The sequence below is a fragment of the Polynucleobacter necessarius genome, from assembly GCF_900095175.1.
GTDB classification, from domain to species: Bacteria; Pseudomonadota; Gammaproteobacteria; order Burkholderiales; family Burkholderiaceae; genus Polynucleobacter; species Polynucleobacter necessarius_I.
Genome location: NZ_LT606946.1, coordinates 812,813 through 832,472 on the forward strand (window position 1 = coordinate 812,813; position 19,660 = coordinate 832,472).

The 19,660-nt window shown below is 46.6% G+C and carries 11 protein-coding genes, 1 tRNA gene, 4 pseudogenes and 1 riboswitch; of the genes and pseudogenes, 7 read left to right on the plus strand and 9 right to left on the minus strand.

Annotated elements, in window-relative coordinates; all coding sequences use genetic code 11:
• Nucleotides 1-4: 4 nt before the first annotated feature.
• The 5 genes and pseudogenes from thiC to DXE44_RS04265 all read right to left on the minus strand — a co-directional run bounded on the left by thiC (nucleotide 5) and on the right by DXE44_RS04265 (nucleotide 5,981).
• Nucleotides 5-1,948 (minus strand): phosphomethylpyrimidine synthase ThiC, encoded by a 1,944-nt coding sequence (gene thiC / locus DXE44_RS04245; protein ID WP_415065157.1) that lies wholly within the window; start codon nucleotides 1,946-1,948, stop codon nucleotides 5-7.
• A 34-nt stretch (nucleotides 1,949-1,982) separates the two neighbouring features.
• A riboswitch (TPP riboswitch) is annotated at nucleotides 1,983-2,090 on the minus strand.
• Between the two features lie 84 nt (nucleotides 2,091-2,174).
• Nucleotides 2,175-3,026, minus strand: coding sequence for an NUDIX hydrolase (locus DXE44_RS04250; RefSeq protein WP_231970570.1), 852 nt, complete (start codon nucleotides 3,024-3,026; stop codon nucleotides 2,175-2,177).
• A gap of 213 nt (nucleotides 3,027-3,239) precedes the next feature.
• Nucleotides 3,240-3,314: transfer RNA gene (locus DXE44_RS04255), tRNA-Arg, on the minus strand.
• 206 nt (nucleotides 3,315-3,520) lie between these two features.
• Nucleotides 3,521-4,755: pseudogene (locus DXE44_RS04260) on the minus strand (MFS transporter).
• Nucleotides 4,756-4,760: 5 nt separating this feature from the next.
• The gene (locus DXE44_RS04265; protein WP_114652897.1) at nucleotides 4,761-5,981 is read right to left on the minus strand and encodes a CaiB/BaiF CoA transferase family protein; all 1,221 of its coding nucleotides are present in this window, start codon (nucleotides 5,979-5,981) and stop codon (nucleotides 4,761-4,763) included.
• A 78-nt stretch (nucleotides 5,982-6,059) separates the two neighbouring features.
• Between DXE44_RS04265 and DXE44_RS04270 the strand changes: the two genes are divergently transcribed.
• Nucleotides 6,060-8,048 (plus strand): DNA topoisomerase IV subunit B, encoded by a 1,989-nt coding sequence (locus tag DXE44_RS04270; RefSeq protein WP_114652899.1) that lies wholly within the window; start codon nucleotides 6,060-6,062, stop codon nucleotides 8,046-8,048.
• A gap of 74 nt (nucleotides 8,049-8,122) precedes the next feature.
• Nucleotides 8,123-10,495, plus strand: coding sequence for a DNA topoisomerase IV subunit A (parC, locus tag DXE44_RS04275; protein WP_231970665.1), 2,373 nt, complete (start codon nucleotides 8,123-8,125; stop codon nucleotides 10,493-10,495).
• A gap of 73 nt (nucleotides 10,496-10,568) precedes the next feature.
• Here parC and DXE44_RS04280 read toward each other — a convergent pair whose 3' ends face one another.
• The 3 genes and pseudogenes from DXE44_RS04280 to DXE44_RS04290 all read right to left on the minus strand — a co-directional run bounded on the left by DXE44_RS04280 (nucleotide 10,569) and on the right by DXE44_RS04290 (nucleotide 13,164).
• A complete protein-coding gene (locus tag DXE44_RS04280; RefSeq protein WP_114652901.1) occupies nucleotides 10,569-11,027 on the minus strand; it encodes a RidA family protein in 459 nt (152 codons plus the stop codon).
• A 71-nt stretch (nucleotides 11,028-11,098) separates the two neighbouring features.
• Nucleotides 11,099-12,273, minus strand: a pseudogene (locus DXE44_RS04285) (vWA domain-containing protein).
• 33 nt (nucleotides 12,274-12,306) lie between these two features.
• On the minus strand, nucleotides 12,307-13,164 hold the full coding sequence (locus DXE44_RS04290) for an AAA family ATPase (protein WP_114654344.1): 858 nt from the start codon (nucleotides 13,162-13,164) through the stop codon (nucleotides 12,307-12,309).
• A 155-nt stretch (nucleotides 13,165-13,319) separates the two neighbouring features.
• Between DXE44_RS04290 and DXE44_RS04295 the strand changes: the two are divergent.
• Together DXE44_RS04295 and DXE44_RS04300 are read left to right on the plus strand one after the other, a co-directional pair.
• Nucleotides 13,320-13,693: pseudogene (locus DXE44_RS04295) on the plus strand (c-type cytochrome).
• A 17-nt stretch (nucleotides 13,694-13,710) separates the two neighbouring features.
• A pseudogene (locus DXE44_RS04300) lies at nucleotides 13,711-14,055 on the plus strand (c-type cytochrome).
• A gap of 65 nt (nucleotides 14,056-14,120) precedes the next feature.
• Here the strand turns inward: DXE44_RS04300 and DXE44_RS04305 are convergent.
• Entirely contained in the window at nucleotides 14,121-14,759 is a 639-nt protein-coding gene (locus DXE44_RS04305; RefSeq protein ID WP_114652903.1) for a GntR family transcriptional regulator, read from the minus strand.
• A 96-nt stretch (nucleotides 14,760-14,855) separates the two neighbouring features.
• On the opposite strand from DXE44_RS04305, the gene scpA reads away from it, so the two are divergent.
• From scpA to DXE44_RS04320, 3 genes are read left to right on the plus strand one after another with little or no spacing between them, the layout of a single operon-like run.
• Nucleotides 14,856-17,051, plus strand: coding sequence for a methylmalonyl-CoA mutase (gene scpA / locus DXE44_RS04310; protein ID WP_231970571.1), 2,196 nt, complete (start codon nucleotides 14,856-14,858; stop codon nucleotides 17,049-17,051).
• A gap of 22 nt (nucleotides 17,052-17,073) precedes the next feature.
• On the plus strand, nucleotides 17,074-18,099 hold the full coding sequence (gene meaB / locus DXE44_RS04315; protein WP_114652905.1) for a methylmalonyl Co-A mutase-associated GTPase MeaB: 1,026 nt from the start codon (nucleotides 17,074-17,076) through the stop codon (nucleotides 18,097-18,099).
• Nucleotides 18,100-18,109: 10 nt separating this feature from the next.
• Nucleotides 18,110-19,642 (plus strand): acyl-CoA carboxylase subunit beta, encoded by a 1,533-nt coding sequence (locus DXE44_RS04320; RefSeq protein WP_114652907.1) that lies wholly within the window; start codon nucleotides 18,110-18,112, stop codon nucleotides 19,640-19,642.
• Nucleotides 19,643-19,660: the final 18 nt, after the last annotated feature.

Here is a 19,660-nt window from a genome sequence, read left to right on the forward strand (position 1 = left end):
TCACTTACTGATAAATCTCGCTACCGCGCTTACGAAACTCTGCTGACATCTCTTCCATACCTTTTTGTGGATCGGCTGAGGCTTCTGCAGTAATCGGAATCACTTTTACTTTCGGATTGCCATCAGCATCCAATGTAGCTGCGTAATCACGCACTTCTTGAGTGACCTTCATCGAACAGAACTTCGGTCCGCACATGGAGCAGAAGTGGGCAATCTTGGCACCTTCAGCAGGCAAGGTAGCGTCGTGGTATTCACGGGCACGCTCTGGATCTAGGCCGAGATTAAATTGATCTTCCCAACGGGACTCAAAGCGCGCTTTAGATAAAGCGTTATCGCGTACTTGAGCACCTGGCAAGCCTTTAGCTAAGTCTGCACCATGAGCGGCAATCTTATAGGTGATGATGCCGGTACGGACATCTTCCTTATCTGGCAAACCTAAATGCTCTTTTGGTGTGACATAGCACAGCATCGCTGTACCGTACCAACCAATTTGCGCAGCACCAATACCGCTGGTGATGTGATCATAGCCAGGAGCGATATCAGTAATCAATGGTCCCAGGGTATAGAAGGGTGCTTCTAAGCAGTGCTTTAATTCCTCGGTCATGTTTTCTTCAATGCGCTGCATTGGAACATGACCAGGGCCTTCAATCATGATTTGAACATCATGCTTCCAAGTTTTGGCAGTCAATTCACCAAGGGTATGGAGTTCACCAAACTGCGCAGCATCATTGGAATCCGCAATACAGCCAGGACGCAAACCATCGCCCAAGCTAAATGAGACGTCATAGGCTTTCATGATTTCGCAAATCTCATCAAACTTCGTATAGAGGAAATTTTCTTTATGGTGAGCTAAGCACCACTTCGCCATGATGGAGCCACCACGAGATACGATGCCAGTAATACGGTCAGCGGTTAATGGAACATAACGCAGCAATACGCCAGCATGAATGGTGAAATAGTCCACACCTTGCTCAGCTTGCTCAACTAAAGTATCGCGGAACATTTCCCAGGTGAGATCTTCTGCAATGCCGCCAGTTTTATCAAGCGCTTGATAAATAGGAACAGTGCCAATCGGAACGGGTGAGTTACGAATAATCCACTCACGGGTTTCATGAATATGTTTACCAGTAGACAGATCCATGATGGTGTCTGCGCCCCAACGGATTGACCACACCATTTTTTCTACTTCCTCATTAATTGAGGAGGTCACAGCAGAGTTACCGAGGTTGCCGTTAATCTTCACGCGGAAGTTTCGACCAATAATCATAGGCTCTAGTTCTGGATGATTGATATTGGCTGGGATGATTGCGCGACCAGCAGCGATCTCGGAGCGCACAAACTCACCAGTAACAATGTCAGGCAAATTGGCGCCATAGCTCTTGCCAGGATGTTGCTTGAGCAGTTGTTTGTACTCAGGATTCTTGCGTAATTGCTCTAGACCCATAGACTCGCGTAAAGCAACGTATTCCATTTCAGGGGTCACGATGCCTTTGCGAGCGTAATGCATTTGACTGACGTTTTGGCCAGCACGTGCAACTCGCGGAGGATTGATATGAGCAAAACGTAAATTTTGAGTTGCTGCATCTTGAGCGCGGGCAACGCCGTACTCAGAACTTGGTCCAGCCAATTGCACTGTGTCACCACGTTCTTCAATCCAGTTCTTACGCAATAAAGGCAAATCCTTCTCAAGATTAATCACAATCTCGGGGTCGCTGTAAGGGCCTGATGTGTCGTAAACAGGAACAGGTGGATTGGGAACCATCTCTTCACCTACGCGTGTTGATAACCGCTCAATCATGCGAATCGGTGCTTTGATATCTGGACGTGAGCCCTCTAAATAGGTTTTAGTGGAAGCGGGATAGGCAAACTTTTGGCCGAAGTCACGCTCTAAGCTTTTTAAGCTTGGAATTTCTTGTTTAGATTTATTTTTGGTATCACTCATGTCCATCTCCTGACTGTAATTAGATGGACGAAACCGGGTGACGGTCTGATGGAAAACTCCCCACGCCAGCATTACCTGGATCGGGTTATAGGGTCTTTCTCAGCGCCTCGTAGTAAAAATCTCTCAGAGGGCACCCCTGTTTCATCCTTAGGGCTAATTTAACCACGAAATCACACCAAGCTGGGTGACCAAAATCAAGTGGCGAACAGAAGACCAGTCCAGGGTTGGGAATCTAAGCTGGTTTGGTGTTGCGCAAAATGAAATCTGCCGTCACAAAGGCGGCATCGCTAGTGAATTCATCAGCCAAAATGCGTGCAGCAGCCTCTGAAAGCGAGATTTCAATAAAACCACTGACTTCGCCGTCATGATTGATGGGTGCAAAGTTATCCGCAAGCTCCAAGTCATAGACATAGAGCTGCTCATCATGAAAACCACACCCTGGAATGGGGCGACGCATATGAATCCTGCCAACTGGCTCTATCTGATCAGAAATCTGGGGTGGCACACCCGCTTCTTCCCATAGCTCCCTGCGCGCATTAACCCAAGGGGTTTCATCAGCACCAATGCCGCCTGCGGCAAGATTGTCGAGGCGACCCGGGTCAGTAGGCTTCGTTTCGCTACGGCGGCCAAGCCAAAGATTGCCCGCCTTGGTGAAGCCATTAATGTGCGTTGCCATGCTCCGAAAGCCAAAAGTACGGAAAGCAGAGCGCTCTAAACGGAAGTAGTCATGCCCATTCTGGTCAATCCAGGCGAAATCCTCATGTCGCCAACCAGGAATAAACCCACCTTGGTGCATCCGATCGGCCAATTTCGCTAGGCTCTGGGACAGTACCAAGGGTCTTTCATGGCGAATCGTGAGGCGATCATGGCCCATTTCAATGTGAGGGATGGGGTTTTTAGCCAAAGATTCTTGTAAATAGGGTATGAATTCAGGGTTAAGGTGCCCAATTAGCTGTCCTGCCGAGCTGCCCCCTAAAAAATGGATAGGTAAGAAATCCGGTGGAGCAGATCTTACTGCATTTTGGAGCATCTCCTCCAAGGCGGCGATAGTGCTGGTGGCGAGCATATGGGTGGGCTTGTGCATAGCCCTCAGTGTAAGAGAAATTAAAAATACTGAAAAAAGTAGTCTAAAAATCCATAAATGAATTTGAATTGTCAACAGATCTTTATTTATTCTTTTGTCAGAAATGAATGCTCATAATTTAGGCAAGCTAGGTCACTCTATACAAATCTATGGCTTACGAAAACTTTTGGGTATTTATCCACAAAGCCTGTGGATAAGTTTTTTATTTTGCAGTGGTCCCGCCGACAGGAATCGAACCTGTATCCCACGCTTAGGAGGCATGTGCACTATCCATTGTGCTACGGCGAGAATAAAAATAAAAAACTATTTTTTGAAAAAGATGTTATGCGCAAAACATTATCCACTGATTACCAGCCACACATTGCCTATACTGAATTCGTGATTGCTACCATCATGTCGGGGGCAAAGTAGGCGACAAAAATCATGCCCAAAGTAATGACTGCAAAAAAATATAAGAGCCATTGCGGGAGGTGAAATTTTTTCTGCATGAACTCTTACGCGAGTGATGTGCGTTCCAGCGCACGTTCTTTTACCGGAAGGTTGACCAAGAACGCAAAGACACCTAATGCGATAGCAATGTTCCAAACAATCAGGTATGAGCCGGTGCGATCAAATAAGTACCCACCGAGAAATGCCCCACAAAAACTGTCTAATTGATGGGAGAAGAACACGAGACCTGAGAGCATCGAAAGGTATTTGACGCCAAAGATCTGCGCCACGATGGCATTGGTTAAGGGGATGGTGGAGAGCCACAGAAAGCCCATGATTGCTGCAAAGATGTAGGTGGAGGTGGGGCTAAAAGGTAACCAAATAAAGGCCATAATCGCAAGGGATCGGCTGATGTAGATGCCTGGCCTGATAGGAGGTAGCGCTTCGGAAAGCGTTGTCCCAGTATTCCGGCGCTATACGTGCCAAAGATATTAAATAGCCCAATTAAAGCTAGCGCAGTCGTTGCAACTGCAGGTGCACCAACATCGGGATAAATCTTGGATAAATCTTTGAGGTAGGGCGCTAAATGAACGGCGATAAATACCACCTGAAATCCGCACACAAAATATCCTAAAGTCAGCAACTTGAAACTCGGATTGCGAATTACTTCCTTTAAGGCTTGCTTGATAGTTTGATCATTGCCTTGATGCTGATTAATCACTTTGGGTTCACGCAACATAAATGCAATTGGAATCATGAGGCTGGCCATCAGCGCCAACATGAGTAGTGCATCATTAGCGCCAAAGCTGCTGAGTAATCCTTGCTCCACCGGAATCATGAGGAACTGTCCAAATGATCCTGCTGCTGCAATGCCCACTGCCCACACTCTTTTTTCTGCAGCAACGTTGCGACCTAAGATTTCATAAACCACGCTATAGGTCGTTGCAGTTTGCGCAAGACCAATGAGTAATCCACCGGCTAGTGAAAAATTCAACGCATCTGTGGAGATGGCCATGCCAGCCAAACCGAGTGCATACAGCCCGCCACCAGCCACCATGATTTTGAGAGCGCCATAACGATCAGCTAATGCGCCAGTAATCGGTTGAAATGCACCCCAAATCAAATTCTGCAACGCAATAGTTAGGGCGAAGGTCTCACGGCCCCAGCCATTTTCCATTGTGATGGGTAGATTGAAGAGGCCAAATCCATGGCGGATTCCCATGGAGAAAGTCGCCATGAGACCGCCAAAAATCAGCACTTGTTTAAGTGATAGTTTTTGGCTAGCAGTGCTCTGGGACATTGGTTTTAAGTAATACCCTGTTCTTTCAAGGCGGCAATAGCCTGAGTATCAAGGCCAAGACGCTCCCGAAGGATTTCATCGGTATGTTGACCCAGTGTGGGTGGAGCCATGCGGACTTCTACTGGGGTCTCTGATAGACGCATTGGGCTGCCAACCAGCTTCATATTGCCTGCTGTAGGGTGTGGAATATCAATTTGGACGCCACGGGCCTTCACTTGCTCGTTATCAAACACTTCTTCAAAGTTATTGATCGGTCCACAGGGCACGTTTGCCGCTTCTAACAGGCCAATCCACTCAGCCTTTGTTTTGCGGCTGGTCATCACCTCTAGTAATGGAATCAATGACTTACGATTTTCAACTCGCAAGGGGTTGTTGCAGTAGAGTGAATTTTCAGCCAAGTGAGCCTCGCCACCCGCTGTCACAAAGTGCATGAACTGCCCATCGTTACCAACTGCCACAATCATCCAGCCATCAGAGGTTGGGAAGGTTTGGTAGGGAACGATGATGGCTGAGGCATTGCCCCAACGGCGAGGTACTTTCTCTGAGCATAAATAGGCGCTAGAGACATTGGCCATTACTGCAATCTGGGTATCCAGCAAAGCCATATCAATATATTGACCCTGTCCCGTTTGATCTCGATGGACAACTGCAGCCAAGATGGCGGTGCTGGCATACATTCCGGTAAAGATATCGGCAATAGCGACCCCAGCTTTTTGTGGGCTAGCGCCCGGAAAGTCATCTGCTTCACCGGTAACACTCATAAAACCACCCATTCCTTGGATGATGAAGTCGTAACCAGGGCGATGCGCATACGGGCCATCTTGACCAAAACCAGTGATTGAGCAGTAAATCAGGTCAGATTTGACCTTTTTGAGGCTTTCATAGTCCAGACCGTATTTGGCTAGATCGCCAACTTTGTAGTTTTCAATGACGACATCTGACTCTTTGGCCAGTTGGCGAATGATCTCTTGACCTTCAGGCTTGCTGATATCCACCGTAATGGAGCGTTTATTGCGGTTAATACAGATGAAATAGGCTGTTTCTAGGGTGTCATTGCTCTGGGCATCCTTCACAAATGGAGGGCCCCAGTGCCGGGTGTCATCTCCAACGCCTGGGCGTTCCACTTTAATGACATCTGCGCCAAGATCGGCGAGGTTTTGTGCGCACCACGGGCCGGCAAGCACACGGCTGAGGTCTAAAACGCGAATATGACTTAAGGCTCCCATTCGCCAATTTTGGCATGAATATAGGGGTAATTGATGAAAATTCAGGTTTTGTTTCAGACATGATTACAATTTCCGCGCATGGCTACACGTAAAACTTCCGAATACAGCGAATCATCCATTCAGGTTCTAAAAGGACTTGAGCCCGTCCGTCAGCGGCCGGGAATGTACACCCGCACCGATAATCCTTTGCACATCATCCAAGAGGTGCTCGATAACGCTTCTGATGAGGCTTTAGGTGGATTTGGTAAACAAATCATCGTGACATTGCATACCGACAACAGTGTGAGCGTGGAAGATGATGGACGTGGTATCCCCGTTGGTATGCATCCAACTGAGAAGTTGCCGGTCGTAGAAATCGTTTTTACTCAACTTCATGCTGGCGGTAAGTTTGAAAAAGGTACTGGTGGTGCCTATGCTTTCTCGGGCGGTTTGCATGGTGTTGGTGTATCCGTTACCAATGCCTTATCTAAGTGTCTAGAGGTCACTGTATGGCGTGAAGGCCAAGTCTCTACATTGACTTTTGCTGATGGCAAGATCATCGAAAAGCTTAAAACTAGTGCTGCTGGTAAAGAAGATAAATCTCACGGTACTCGCGTACGTGCATGGCCTGATGGCAAGTACTTTGATAGCGCTGCCATCCCAATGCCAGAACTCATTCGGCTCTTGCGCTCTAAAGCAGTATTGCTGCCAGGCGTTAAAGTTACCCTGATTCAAGAAAAGTCTGGCGAGAGTCAAGCTTGGCAATATGCCCAAGGATTACGCGGATATTTAAATGAAGCGATGACTCAAGCAGGCCATGGCGCCGAAGTGATCCCTCCATTTGAAGGTGAGCAATATGCTACTGGTAATGGTGATGATGATTCCTTTGCTGAAGGCGAGGGCGCTGCCTGGGTTGTGACCTGGACAGAAGATGGCCCACCGGTGCGTGAGAGTTATGTGAACTTAATTCCGACTCCAGCAGGCGGTACCCATGAGAGCGGATTGCGTGAAGGTCTCTTTAATGCCGTTAAAGGCTTTATTGAGATGCATGCATTGCAACCAAAGGGCGTGAAGCTCATGCCTGAGGATGTATTTGCACGTGCCTCATTTATTTTGTCCGCCAAGGTATTAGATCCTCAGTTTCAAGGACAAATTAAAGAGCGCTTGAACTCCAGAGATGCAGTACGTTTAGTTTCTGGTTACGCCAAATCCGCACTCGAGCTGTGGCTGAATGAGCACGTAGATTACGGTCGTAAATTAGCGGACTTAGTAATTAAGCAGGCACAGGCACGAACCCGTGCCGGGCAAAAAGTTGAGAAGAAAAAATCTTCTGGCGTTGCAGTGCTACCTGGAAAACTCACCGACTGTGAGAGTCAAGACATTGGCCTCAATGAAATTTTCCTCGTTGAGGGTGATTCAGCTGGCGGCTCCGCCAAGATGGGCCGTAATAAAGAGTATCAAGCGATTCTGCCATTGCGCGGTAAGGTTCTCAATACTTGGGAAGCAGAGCGTGATCGCTTATTTGCAAACAACGAAGTGCATGACATTGCCGTTGCGATTGGCGTAGATCCTCATGGCGCTAATGACAGCCCTGATTTATCGAATTTGCGTTATGGCAAAGTTTGCATCCTATCCGATGCAGACGTCGATGGTGCCCACATTCAGGTATTGCTGCTGACTTTGTTCTATAAACACTTCCCAAAACTAATCGAATTGGGTCATGTACATATTTCAAGACCACCTTTGTTTAGAGTGGATGCACCAGCACGTGGCAAAAAGCCAGCTCAAAAGATTTATGCGCTTGATGCAAATGAACTTCAAGCTATTGAAGATAAATTGCGCAAGGATGGCGTTAAAGAATCTGCTTGGCAAATCTCTCGCTTCAAAGGTTTGGGCGAGATGAGTGCTGAGCAATTATGGGACACCACTTTGAATCCAGATACCCGTCGCCTCTTACCGGTGACATTGGGTACCTGGACAGAAGATGAAACGATTAAAACAATGGATATGTTGATGGGTAAATCCGAGTCCGGGGCGCGTCGTGATTGGTTAGAAGAGCGCGGTAACGAAGTAGAGGCGGATATCTAATGGCAATTAAAAAAACTCCAGGCGGCACTGGTTCAGACGATCAAGCAGACTTGTTCGCAGGTGAACCGATTGAAATGAACATCGTTGAAGTGGATGAGCCTATCACTCCTCAAGCAGGTGGGCCAGCAGATCCTCATGATCCAAAAAAGATTGAGCTCAATGAAGACGACAAAGATAGCCTAACGCTGGCGCTATATGCAGAACGCGCCTATCTTGACTACGCCATTAGCGTGGTTAAAGGCCGCGCCTTGCCAGATGTGTCGGATGGTCAAAAGCCAGTACAGCGCCGTATTCTGTTTTCGATGAGTGAGATGGGTTTGCGAGCTGATGCTAAGCCAGTGAAGAGTGCCCGTGTAGTTGGTGATGTGTTGGGTAAATTCCATCCCCACGGCGACCAATCTGCTTATGACGCATTGGTGCGTCTTGCACAGAGCTTCTCACTACGCTACCCATTGATTGATGGTCAAGGTAACTTTGGCTCACGTGATGGCGATGGTGCAGCGGCCATGCGTTACACCGAAGCACGTTTAATCAAAATTGCCGGTCTCTTGCTCAGTGAGATTGACGAAGGTACGGTAGACTTTGCCCCGAACTACGATGGATCTTTCCAAGAGCCTAAGTTATTACCGGCGCGCTTACCCTTTGTTCTCTTGAATGGTGCATCCGGCATTGCTGTCGGCATGGCAACAGAGATTCCTTCACATAATTTACGTGAAGTTGCTAGTGCTGCCATTGCGTTGATGAAGTCTCCGAAGATGAGTACTTCAGAGCTATTAGAGATCATGCCTGGTCCAGACTATCCAGGCGGCGGTCAAATCATTTCTTCTCCAGCAGAGATTGCGCAGATTTATGAAGCAGGGCGAGGCAGTCTCAAAGTACGCGCTCGCTGGTCTATTGAAGAGTTGGCTCGTGGTCAGTGGCAAATTGTGGTCAATGAATTGCCACCATCCACATCATCTCAACGCGTACTTCAAGAGATTGAAGAGATTACCAATCCGAAGGTCAGGGTTGGTAAAAAGACATTGACTCCTGAGCAAAATAATCTCAAGTCCACCATCTTGAATGTGCTTGATGGTGTGCGTGATGAGTCCAGTAAAGATGCGGCTGTGCGCTTGGTATTTGAGCCTAAGAGTAAAAATATTGACGTCAATGAGTTCGTCAACTTATTGCTGGCGCATACATCCTTGGAATCCAATGCGCCAATGAACTTGGTGATGATTGGTGCTGATGGTCGCCCACGTCAAAAAGGTCTCAAAGAGATTATTGCTGAGTGGATTTCTTTCAGAGTCGGCACTGTTACAAGGCGTACTCAGCATCGCTTGGGTAAAGTCAATGATCGGATGCATATTTTGGAAGGACGCCTCATTGTTCTTCTCAATATTGATAAGGTCATCAAGATCATTCGCAATAGCGATGAGCCTAAGACTGACCTCATTAAAGAATTTAAGCTGAGTGATCGTCAAGCGGAAGATATTTTGGATATCCGTTTGCGCCAGTTGGCTAGACTGGAAGGCATCAAGATTGAGCAAGAGTTAAAAGAGCTCAAGTCTGAGCGTGATGATCTTGAAGGTTTATTACAGAGCGATACCGTTCTCCGCAAACGCATCATCAAAGAAATCGAATCAGATATGAAGGATTTTGGTGATGATCGTCGTACCTTGATTCAGGAAGATAAGCGTGCTGTTGCAGAAACTAAAGTATTGGATGAGCCAGTAACCGTGATCGTGTCTCAAAAAGGTTGGGTACGTGTGCGCCAAGGCCATGAGCATGATGCAACTCAGTTTGGCTTTAAGGCGGGTGATGCCCTCTATGGAACATTTGAGTGCCGCACAGTCGATGTGATGCAAGGCTTTGGTAGTGATGGCCGCGTCTACACGGTTCCCGTCAGTGAATTACCGGGTGCTCGAGGCGATGGTTCACCATTAACAAGCTTTGTGAACTTGGCAGCTGGATCGCAGATGATGGCCTACTATGCCGGTCAATCTGATGATCTTGTGCTGATCTCAACTCGATCTGGCAATGGATTCCTGGCAAACGTAGCAGACATGACTACCCGCAACAAGGCTGGTAAGTCATTCGTTGGCATCGATAGCAAGCTCCCAGGCGGTGATGCACCGCTCGGAGCCGCTAAGGTGTCTGCTGGCATGAAGCAAGTTGCCTGCTTATCCGAGAGTTCTAAGTTGCTAGTTTTCCCACTCGATGAGCTCAAGCGTTTACCAACTGGTGGTAAAGGCGTGATTTTGATGGGCTTAGACGACAAGGAGAAGCTTGCTTCTGCAATTGCCGTTGGTCCAGATGGTGCTACGTATTCTGGCGCTGGTCGTGCAGGTAAGCCAACAGAATTAAGTCTGGATGCGAAAACTCTGAAGTCTTTTGCAGGTAATCGCGCTCGTAAGGGTCATTTCGTAGAGCCAAGACTGAAAGATGGAAAGCTCAAGGCAAACTAGTTAATTTGCCTCAATGGGCTGTCTGATAATTGAAAAAATCCCGACACATGATGTGATCGGGATTTTTTTGATCTTAGATTTCTGCGATTAACTCGATTTCAACGCAAGCGCCCAAAGGAATTTGCGCCACACCAAATGCGCTGCGGGCATGCTTACCGGCCTCCCCAAAGACCTCAAAGAGTAATTCCGAGCAGCCATTAATAACTAAGTGCTGCTCAGTAAATTCAGAGGTAGAGTTCACAAGACCCATGACTTTCACAATTCGCTTTACTTTGTCGAGTGAGCCCAGATGATTTTGTAGAGTGGAAATTAAATCAATTGCAATTGATCTTGCTGCAGCTTTACCGGTCTCCGTATCCATGTCTAAACCTAGCTTACCAACCCAGGGCTTGCCATCTTTTTTTGCAATGTGGCCAGATAGAAAAACAGTATTACCGGTGGTGGCTGCCATGACATAAGCGGCAGCAGGGGGTCCAGGTGGTGGTAAATCGATACCCAGGGTTTTGAGGCGATCGCTAATGTGATTTGTCATAAGGTTTCAGGAAAAAATAAAAAATGAAAAAGAAATTGATAAACAGTGATGTTTGAGTAAATCTTACTAGATTACTTGGACAGTTGACGCATGGCATTTTCAAGGCCATTTAATGTAACGGGGTACATGCGGTCTTTCATCAAGTTCTTCATGATGTCGATTGATTGACGATATTGCCAAACTGATTCAGGTTCCGGATTAAGCCATGCAAAGTGAGGGAAGTGATCAATGAGACGATTAATCCACGTTGCACCAGTTTCTCGGTTGTTGTATTCCACCGATCCGTTAGGGCTCAGAATTTCATAAGGAGACATAGTGGCGTCCCCAATGAAAATCAGTTTGTAGTCGGGCCCATACTTATTAATAACGTCTTGAGTAGCTGTCACTTGGTCTCTTCTGCGACGATTGCTTTGCCAAAGGTGTTCATACACGCAGTTATGAAAGTAGTAATACTCCAAGTGTTTGAATTCAGTTTTGACGGCGGTGAATAATTCAGAGATGCGTTGAATATGATCATCCATAGATCCGCAACATCCATTAACAACAATACTTTGACTTGGTTATGGCGCTCAGGTCGCATTTGAATGTCGAGCATCCCCGCATTTGCCGCCGTCGAGTGGATAGTCTTATCCAGATCTAATTCAAGGTTAGAGCCTTCTCGGGCAAAACGGCGCAAGCAGCGTAATGCCATTTTGATATTGCGCGTACCTAAACTGAGGTCGCTATCGTAATCCTTAAATTCGCGCGCTTCCCAAACTTTAATAGCCGTCCGATTACCAGCACTTTCGCCCCCAATTCGAATACCTTCAGGGTGATAGCCGCTATGGCCAAAAGGCGATGAACCTCCAGCACCAATCCATTTATTGCCGCCGCCATGCCATTCCTTCTGCTCTTTCAGGAGTTCTTGAAGGCGCTTTTGTAAGGCCTCAGGACCACCTAATTTCTTGAGTGCCGCTTTTTCTTCTTCGCTCAATACGCGTTGTAATTTTTTCTCAAGCCAGTCCAGCGGAATATCTGGTGCCAATGCAATGATTTACTCTATACCATTAAAGTAAGAGCCAAAAACTTGATCAAAGCGATCAAAGTGCTGTTCATCCTTTACTAGGGTCATGCGCGCTAGTTGATAAAACTCATCAATTGAAGAGTTGACGACGCCTTTTTTTAAAGCCTCAAGAAGTGTTAAAAATTCTCGAACTGAAACAGGCACCTTAGCCTCTTTTAGATTGAGAAAAAATTGAATCAACATGATTCAGCTATCGCGATATGAAAGCAGGTGAGATTAGCGGTGATTTCGGTTCATCATCACGAGGCGCTCGAAGAGATGAATATCTTGCTCATTCTTGAGAAGCGCACCATGCAGCGGTGGAATCGTAATTTTCTCTTCACTGCTATAGAGCGCATCTGCTGGAATATCTTCTGCCAGCAAAAGTTTTAACCAATCGATTGGTTCAGAGGTTGAAGGTTTCTTCTTCAAACCTGGCAATGAGCGGATCTGGTAAAAAGATTTCAGGGCTGCTTCAAGCAATTCTTGTTTGATATTAGGGTGATGCACATCAACGATGCTTTGCATGGCTCCAGCATCCGGAAATGAGATGTAGTGAAAGAAGCAGCGACGCAAAAATGCATCCGGCAATTCTTTTTCATTATTTGAGGTGATGATGACAAGAGGGCGGTGCTTTACTTTTATGAGTTCTCGGGTTTCGTATACATAGAACTCCATGCGATCAATTTCTCTCAAGAGATCATTGGGAAACTCAATATCTGCTTTATCAATCTCATCAATTAAGAGTACAACGGGTTCGTCGGCCTCAAATGCTTGCCACAGAACGCCTTTCACAATGTAGTTACGAATGTCGTTTACTTTTTCATCACCAAGCTGAGAGTCTCTTAGCCTGCTAACCGCATCGTATTCATACAGACCTTGTTGAGCTTTTGTGGTGGATTTAATATGCCATTGCATGAGCGGCATATTCAGGGCTGCAGCGACTTCCTCGGCCAACATGGTTTTTCCCGTTCCCGGTTCGCCTTTAATCAAGAGGGGCCGCTGAAGCTGAAAAGCGGCATTTACCGCCAATTTCAAGTCATCAGTAGCAACATAGCTTTTGGAGCCATCAAAACGGGATTTGGTCTTTGTCATGGTTGGGGCAATCCATTTGTCTGAAACAGCATTCAAGTATAGGTAAAAGGGTGCTTATTTTCAGTGTTTTTACTGATTTCAGGACCTGAATCACGGCAATGCGCTCTGTCTCCGCTATACTCTTCCCAAATTGATTTAAATCAAACTTGTTAATGATGATTTCTATGAAAAAACACCTCATTCTTTCCCAATTGACTCTGTGTGCTGCTTTGGCTTTTGCTGGATTTGCTGCACAATCTCAAGACGTAAAAGGTTCCGCCCAGTCTGGACAAGGCAAGGTTTGGCTTTGCATTGGTTGCCGCTCCGTCCCAGACTACCGTGCTGACTATCCTTTGGTCTACAGAGTTCCAATGTTGGGGGCCAAAATGCCGCTTACATTGCTAGCTCCTTAGCTGCCTACAAAAAAGGCGAAAGAAAGCATCCAACGATGCGTTCTATTGCTGCCAGCTTGTCTGATCAAGACATGGCCGACCTTGACGAATACTATGCTGCGCAGACTGCCAGCTCACCAAATAACCCATTGAAGTGATATTTAGAGGCACGTTTATGAAATTCGCACTAATTACCGCCATTCTGTTATCCAGTATTGGTGTTGCTCAAGCAGCTAGCGCCGATAAAGGCAAAGCCCTAGTAGAGAAGGCTAACTGCGCCTCTTGCCATGGTGCCGGCCTGAACGCACCAATCTTGCCTGCTTACCCAAAGTTGGCCGGTCAGTACCCTGATTACCTTTACTATGCTTTGCGTGCTTATCAAGTTGGTGGTTCTAATGCCTAATTTGGTCGCAATAACGCTGTAATGTCTTCACAAGTACAGTCATTTTCAGATGCAGACCTTCGCGATATGGCTGCGTACATCTCTAAATTACCTGGAAATTTCGTAATTAAGAAGTAATCCAAGATTTAGGCTGCGCAAACTAAAAGGCTTAGGTTAATCACCTAAGCCTTTGTTTTATAGCGCTATTTAGTTGCCTCAAGACCTCTAGCCAGGTGCTTGCGCATCGCTTGCTCTGCAGCCAGAGGATCTCTTTTGAGGATCGCCTGCAGAATTTCACGATGTTCAATTAATGAGCTGAGTAAACGACCGCTTCTGCTTAAAGAATCACGCCTTTGTAGCTTAAGAACCTTACGTAGGTCGTCAATGACCCCATTCATCCATTTATTACCAGCAATTTCTTGGATTAACTCATGAAATTTGACGTTAATTTCAAAGAACTGCTCTAAATCTCGGTCTGCAGCAGCCTTTTCTAGGCGGTGATGGACGTTATCCAATTGGGTAAGTTGGGCCTCTGAGGCTTTAATAGCAGTCTTTTTGGCTGCTTGACCCTCTAAGAGGGATAGGACTGTGAAGATTTGCTCGAGATCGCGCCTATCTACCTCGGTGACATAGGCACCTTTATTCATTTTGGTCGTTACTAGGCCTTCAGAAGCAAGGACTTTGATTGCTTCGCGCATTGGAGTTCTGCTGATTCCAAAGGCTATTGCAAGACTTTGCTCATCCAACCAACTGCCTGGAGCTAGTTCATGGGAAAAGATTTGCTCGCGCAGTCGCTCAGCAACGTCTTCATATAAGGGCCTATTAATTAGTTTTGTATTCATAATTATGTATACAGTATCTAGACAAATTGAAAAATGTCAAGCAAAATAACCCCACAAATTTAGTAACAATGTAATAAAGCCAACCAGGAGTGCTTTATGAGTGCGAGTGAAAAAAAGTCAGCAACGAATGCGTCAAATACTTGGCCAAATGTGCCAGATAGCAATTTAGATGCTTGGAAAAAATCAGCCCAAAAGTCAGCGCCGAATGGTGATGTCGATAAATTAGGTTGGCAAACTCCAGATGGGATACATCTCAAGGCCTTGTATACCGCTGAAGATACTGAAGGCCTGCAGTACACACATTCATTACCAGGTTTCGAGCCATTTGTTCGTGGACCTCAAGCAACAATGTACTCAGTGCGTCCTTGGACAATTCGTCAATACGCTGGCTTTTCAACTGCAGAAGAATCCAATGCGTTTTATCGCAAAGCGTTGGATGCAGGTGGTCAAGGTGTTTCCGTTGCTTTCGATTTGGCAACCCATCGCGGCTACGACTCAGATCATCCACGTGTGACTGGCGACGTTGGTAAGGCTGGTGTTGCGATTGACTCTGTAGAAGATATGAAAATATTGTTTGATGGCATTCCATTGGACAAGGTATCAGTGTCGATGACGATGAATGGCGCTGTGTTGCCAGTGTTGGCTGGTTACATTGTTGCTGGTGAAGAGCAAGGCGTTAAGCAAGAATTGTTATCAGGCACGATTCAGAATGACATTCTGAAAGAGTTCATGGTACGTAACACATATATCTACCCACCAGAGCCTTCGATGCGCATCATCGGCGACATCATTGAATACACCGCTAAGCACATGCCGAAATTTAACTCGATCTCCATCTCGGGTTATCACATGCAAGAGGCCGGTGCTAACCAAGTTCTTGAACTTGCTTTCACATTGGCCGATGGTAAAGAGTATGTAAAAACTGCCTTGGCTAAAGGCTTAGATGTCGATGGCTTTGCGGGTCGTCTTTCATTCTTCTTTGCTATTGGCATGAACTTTTATTTGGAAGTGGCAAAGTTACGTGCTGCACGCCTATTGTGGTGGCGCATTATGAAGTCCTTCGAGCCAAAGAATCCAAAGTCTTTGATGTTGCGTACACATTGCCAAACATCAGGATGGTCTTTAACCGAACAGGACCCATATAACAACGTAGTTCGCACAACGGTTGAAGCTATGGCTGCAGTCTTTGGTGGCACCCAATCTTTACATACGAATTCATTCGATGAGGCGATTGCTTTGCCATCTGAATTCTCAAGCCGTATCGCTCGTAATACCCAGTTAATTCTTCAAGAGGAAACCCATATCACTAGCGTGATTGATCCCTGGGCTGGTTCTTACATGATGGAGAACCTCACCCAAGAGATGGCCGATAAAGCCTGGGAAATTATTCAAGAAGTTGATGCCATGGGTGGCATGACCAAGGCCGTGGAAAGCGGCTGGGCTAAACTCAAGATTGAAGCTGCTGCTGCCGAGAAACAAGCCAAGATCGATTCCGGTTCCGATGTCATTGTTGGCGTGAATAAATACAAGCTTGGCAAAGAAGACTTGGTTGACGTCTTAATGATTGACAACGACAAAGTTCGCGAAAGCCAGGTTGCACGATTAAAAGATATCAGGGCGAAGCGTGACTCCAAAAAAGTTGAAGCCGAATTAGAGGCATTAACCAAAGCTGCAGAAGAAAATACCGGTAACTTATTAGAGTTGGCGGTACAGGCAATTCGTTTGCGGGCAACGGTTGGTGAGGTTTCTGATGCATTAGAAAAAGTTTATAGGCGCCATCGCGCTGATACTCAAAAGGTGACCGGTGTGTATGCAGCTACTTACGACTCAGCAGAAGGCTGGGAAAAATTGAAGGTTGAGATCGCTGATTTTGCAAAAGATTTTGGTCGTCGCCCACGAGTGATGATTGCAAAACTTGGCCAAGATGGTCATGATCGCGGTGCCAAAGTTGTTGCAACTGCGTTTGCTGACTTAGGTTTTGACGTTGATATTGGCCCCTTGTTCCAAACGCCAGAAGAGTGCGCTCGTCAGGCAATTGAGAATGACGTTCATGCTTTAGGTATCTCTACTCTTGCAGCAGGACATAAGACTTTGGTGCCAGCAATTATTGCTGAGCTCAAGAAGCAGGGCGCTGAGGACATTATTGTCTTCGTTGGTGGCGTTATTCCAAGACAGGATTACGACTTCTTGTATGAGGCTGGCGTGAAAGGTATTTATGGCCCAGGTACTCCAATTCCGGCTTCGGCAAAGGATGTGCTTGAGCAGATTCGTAAATCTGTAAAGCCTGATTAACTTACAGATCCTAGATATCAGCATGCTCAATGCAGTTGACCAAGCCTTGGTGAATGATCTCACCGGTGCGCCTTCATCGGCGCAGCGTCGAGCCTTGGCGAAGATCATCACTTTGCTTGAGTCCACTCGCATGGATCATCGCAAACGCGCTGATGAGGTACTTAATACCTTATTGCCCAAGACCGGAAAATCATTTCGTTTGGGCATCTCAGGAGTGCCGGGTGTTGGTAAGTCCACATTAATTGAAACTTTGGGCTTATATCTGATTGAAAAAGGACATCGCGTTGCCGTTCTGGCCATTGATCCTTCTTCAAGCTTATCTGGAGGCTCCATTTTGGGCGATAAGACCCGTATGGAGAGGTTGTCAGTTTTAGACAATGCATTCATTCGGCCGAGCCCGTCATCCTGCACATTGGGTGGCGTAGCTGAAAAAACACGAGAGGCCATGTTGGTCGCTGAGGCAGCAGGATTTGACATTGTGATTGTTGAGACTGTGGGTGTGGGCCAAAGTGAAATTGCAGTTGCCGGGATGGCTGACATGTTCTTGCTCCTACAGCTGCCTAATGCAGGAGATGATCTTCAGGCGATTAAAAAAGGTGTCATGGAAATTGCCGATTTGATTGTGATCAATAAGGTAGATATCGATCCTGATGCAGCAATGCGCGCGCAATTATTTATTACAAGCTCGTTACGTCTTTTAGGCTTCCAGGGCAACCCTGATCACGCTTCGCATAATCAGGAGTACTGGCATCCACAGGTAATGACCTTAAGCGCCTTAGAAGGCAATGGCGTGCCTGAGTTATGGGAAAAAATTCTACATTTTCAGAAACTGCAAAATGCAAACGGCCAGTTACAGTCACGCCGTAAGCAACAGGCACCTGCCTGGATGTGGGATCGAATTGATTCAGGCCTCAAGAATGCTTTTCAGAATCACCCAGCAGTACAAACACTTTTACCTGGCCTGAGTGCCGAGGTAAATCAAGGAACCATGGCCGCTTCTGTTGCTGCGAGACGTTTACTCGAAGCAATGGGACACGAATTTTTCTAAGGGAGTAGTTATGAAGGAAATCATTCAACAGCTTGAAGCAAAGCGCGAACTTGCCAGATTAGGTGGCGGGCAAAAGCGTATTGCTGTTCAACATTCCAAGGGTAAGTTAACTGCACGCGAGCGTATTGAACTCTTGCTAGATGCTGGCACCTTTGAAGAGTGGGATATGTTTGTTGAGCATCGTTGCCATGACTATGGTATGGCCGATCAAACTGTTCCAGGTGATGGTGTTGTTACTGGTTACGGCATGATCAATGGCCGTTTGGTATTTGTTTTCTCACAAGACTTTACCGTCCTGGGTGGCTCTCTCTCAGAGGCGCATGCAGAGAAGATTTGCAAAGTAATGGGCCAGGCAATCAAAGTTGGTGCGCCCGTAATTGGCTTAAATGACTCCGGTGGTGCGCGTATTCAGGAGGGTGTTGCCTCTTTGGGTGGCTATGCTGAGATTTTCCAGTGTAATGTGACTGCTTCAGGTGTTATTCCGCAGATCTCTTTAATTATGGGGCCATCCGCTGGTGGCGCCGTGTATTCACCGGCTCTCACTGACTTCATCTTTATGGTGAAAGACAGTTCTTACATGTTTGTGACTGGTCCAGAAGTCGTTAAGACAGTGACACACGAGGATGTCACTGCTGAAGAATTGGGTGGTGCAGTCACGCACTCGACTATTTCAGGTGTTTGCGACTTGGCTTTTGATAATGATGTGGATGCCATCATGATGCTGCGTCGCTTCTTTAATTACCTCCCCTTATCGAATCGCGAAAAGCCACCCATGATCAATGGGGCAATGCGTACTGAAGAGCCTGATTTCTCTCTCGATACATTGGTGCCAAGTAATCCGAATCAACCCTACGATATGAAAGAGTTGATCGAGAAGATTGTGGATGATGGTGAGTTTTTTGAACTTCAGCCTGATTATGCAAAGAATATCTTGATCGGTTTTGCCCGTATGGAAGGTCGCTCTATCGGTATAGTGGCTAACCAGCCATTAGTACTGGCAGGCTGCTTAGATACCAAAGCATCCATTAAAGCGGCTCGTTTTGTCCGATTCTGCGATGCCTTTAATATTCCGGTTGTGACCTTGGTGGACGTACCTGGATTTATGCCTGGTACATCACAAGAATACGGCGGCATCATTAAGCATGGCGCGAAGTTGCTTTACGCCTATGCTGACTGCACGGTACCGAAGGTCACTCTGATCACCCGTAAAGCTTATGGTGGCGCTTATGACGTGATGGCCTCAAAACACTTGCGTGGTGACGTGAACTTCGCTTGGCCTTCTGCTGAAATTGCAGTAATGGGTCCAAAGGGTGCCGTGGAAATTATCTTCCGCGAAGAAAAATCGGATCCAGTAAAAATTGCAGCTCGTGAAGCTGAATACAAAGCTAAGTTTGCAAATCCTTTTGTAGCAGGGCGACGCGGCTACATTGATGACGTGATCTTGCCGCATGAGACACGTAAGCGTATCTCACGTTCTTTGGCCATGCTCAAAGACAAAGGGCTGACAAACCCACCGCGTAAACACGGCAATATTCCCCTCTAAGGCGCCGACAAATCATGA

Coding starts and splice junctions, on each gene's coding strand:
- thiC (WP_415065157.1), bottom strand. CDS start 1,948: ATGGACATGAGTGATACCAAAAATAAATCTAAACAAGAAATTCCAAGC.
- DXE44_RS04250 (WP_231970570.1), bottom strand. CDS start 3,026: ATGCACAAGCCCACCCATATGCTCGCCACCAGCACTATCGCCGCCTTG.
- DXE44_RS04265 (WP_114652897.1), bottom strand. CDS start 5,981: ATGGGAGCCTTAAGTCATATTCGCGTTTTAGACCTCAGCCGTGTGCTT.
- DXE44_RS04270 (WP_114652899.1), top strand. CDS start 6,060: ATGGCTACACGTAAAACTTCCGAATACAGCGAATCATCCATTCAGGTT.
- parC (WP_231970665.1), top strand. CDS start 8,123: ATGAACATCGTTGAAGTGGATGAGCCTATCACTCCTCAAGCAGGTGGG.
- DXE44_RS04280 (WP_114652901.1), bottom strand. CDS start 11,027: ATGACAAATCACATTAGCGATCGCCTCAAAACCCTGGGTATCGATTTA.
- DXE44_RS04290 (WP_114654344.1), bottom strand. CDS start 13,164: ATGACAAAGACCAAATCCCGTTTTGATGGCTCCAAAAGCTATGTTGCT.
- DXE44_RS04305 (WP_114652903.1), bottom strand. CDS start 14,759: ATGAATACAAAACTAATTAATAGGCCCTTATATGAAGACGTTGCTGAG.
- scpA (WP_231970571.1), top strand. CDS start 14,856: ATGAGTGCGAGTGAAAAAAAGTCAGCAACGAATGCGTCAAATACTTGG.
- meaB (WP_114652905.1), top strand. CDS start 17,074: ATGCTCAATGCAGTTGACCAAGCCTTGGTGAATGATCTCACCGGTGCG.
- DXE44_RS04320 (WP_114652907.1), top strand. CDS start 18,110: ATGAAGGAAATCATTCAACAGCTTGAAGCAAAGCGCGAACTTGCCAGA.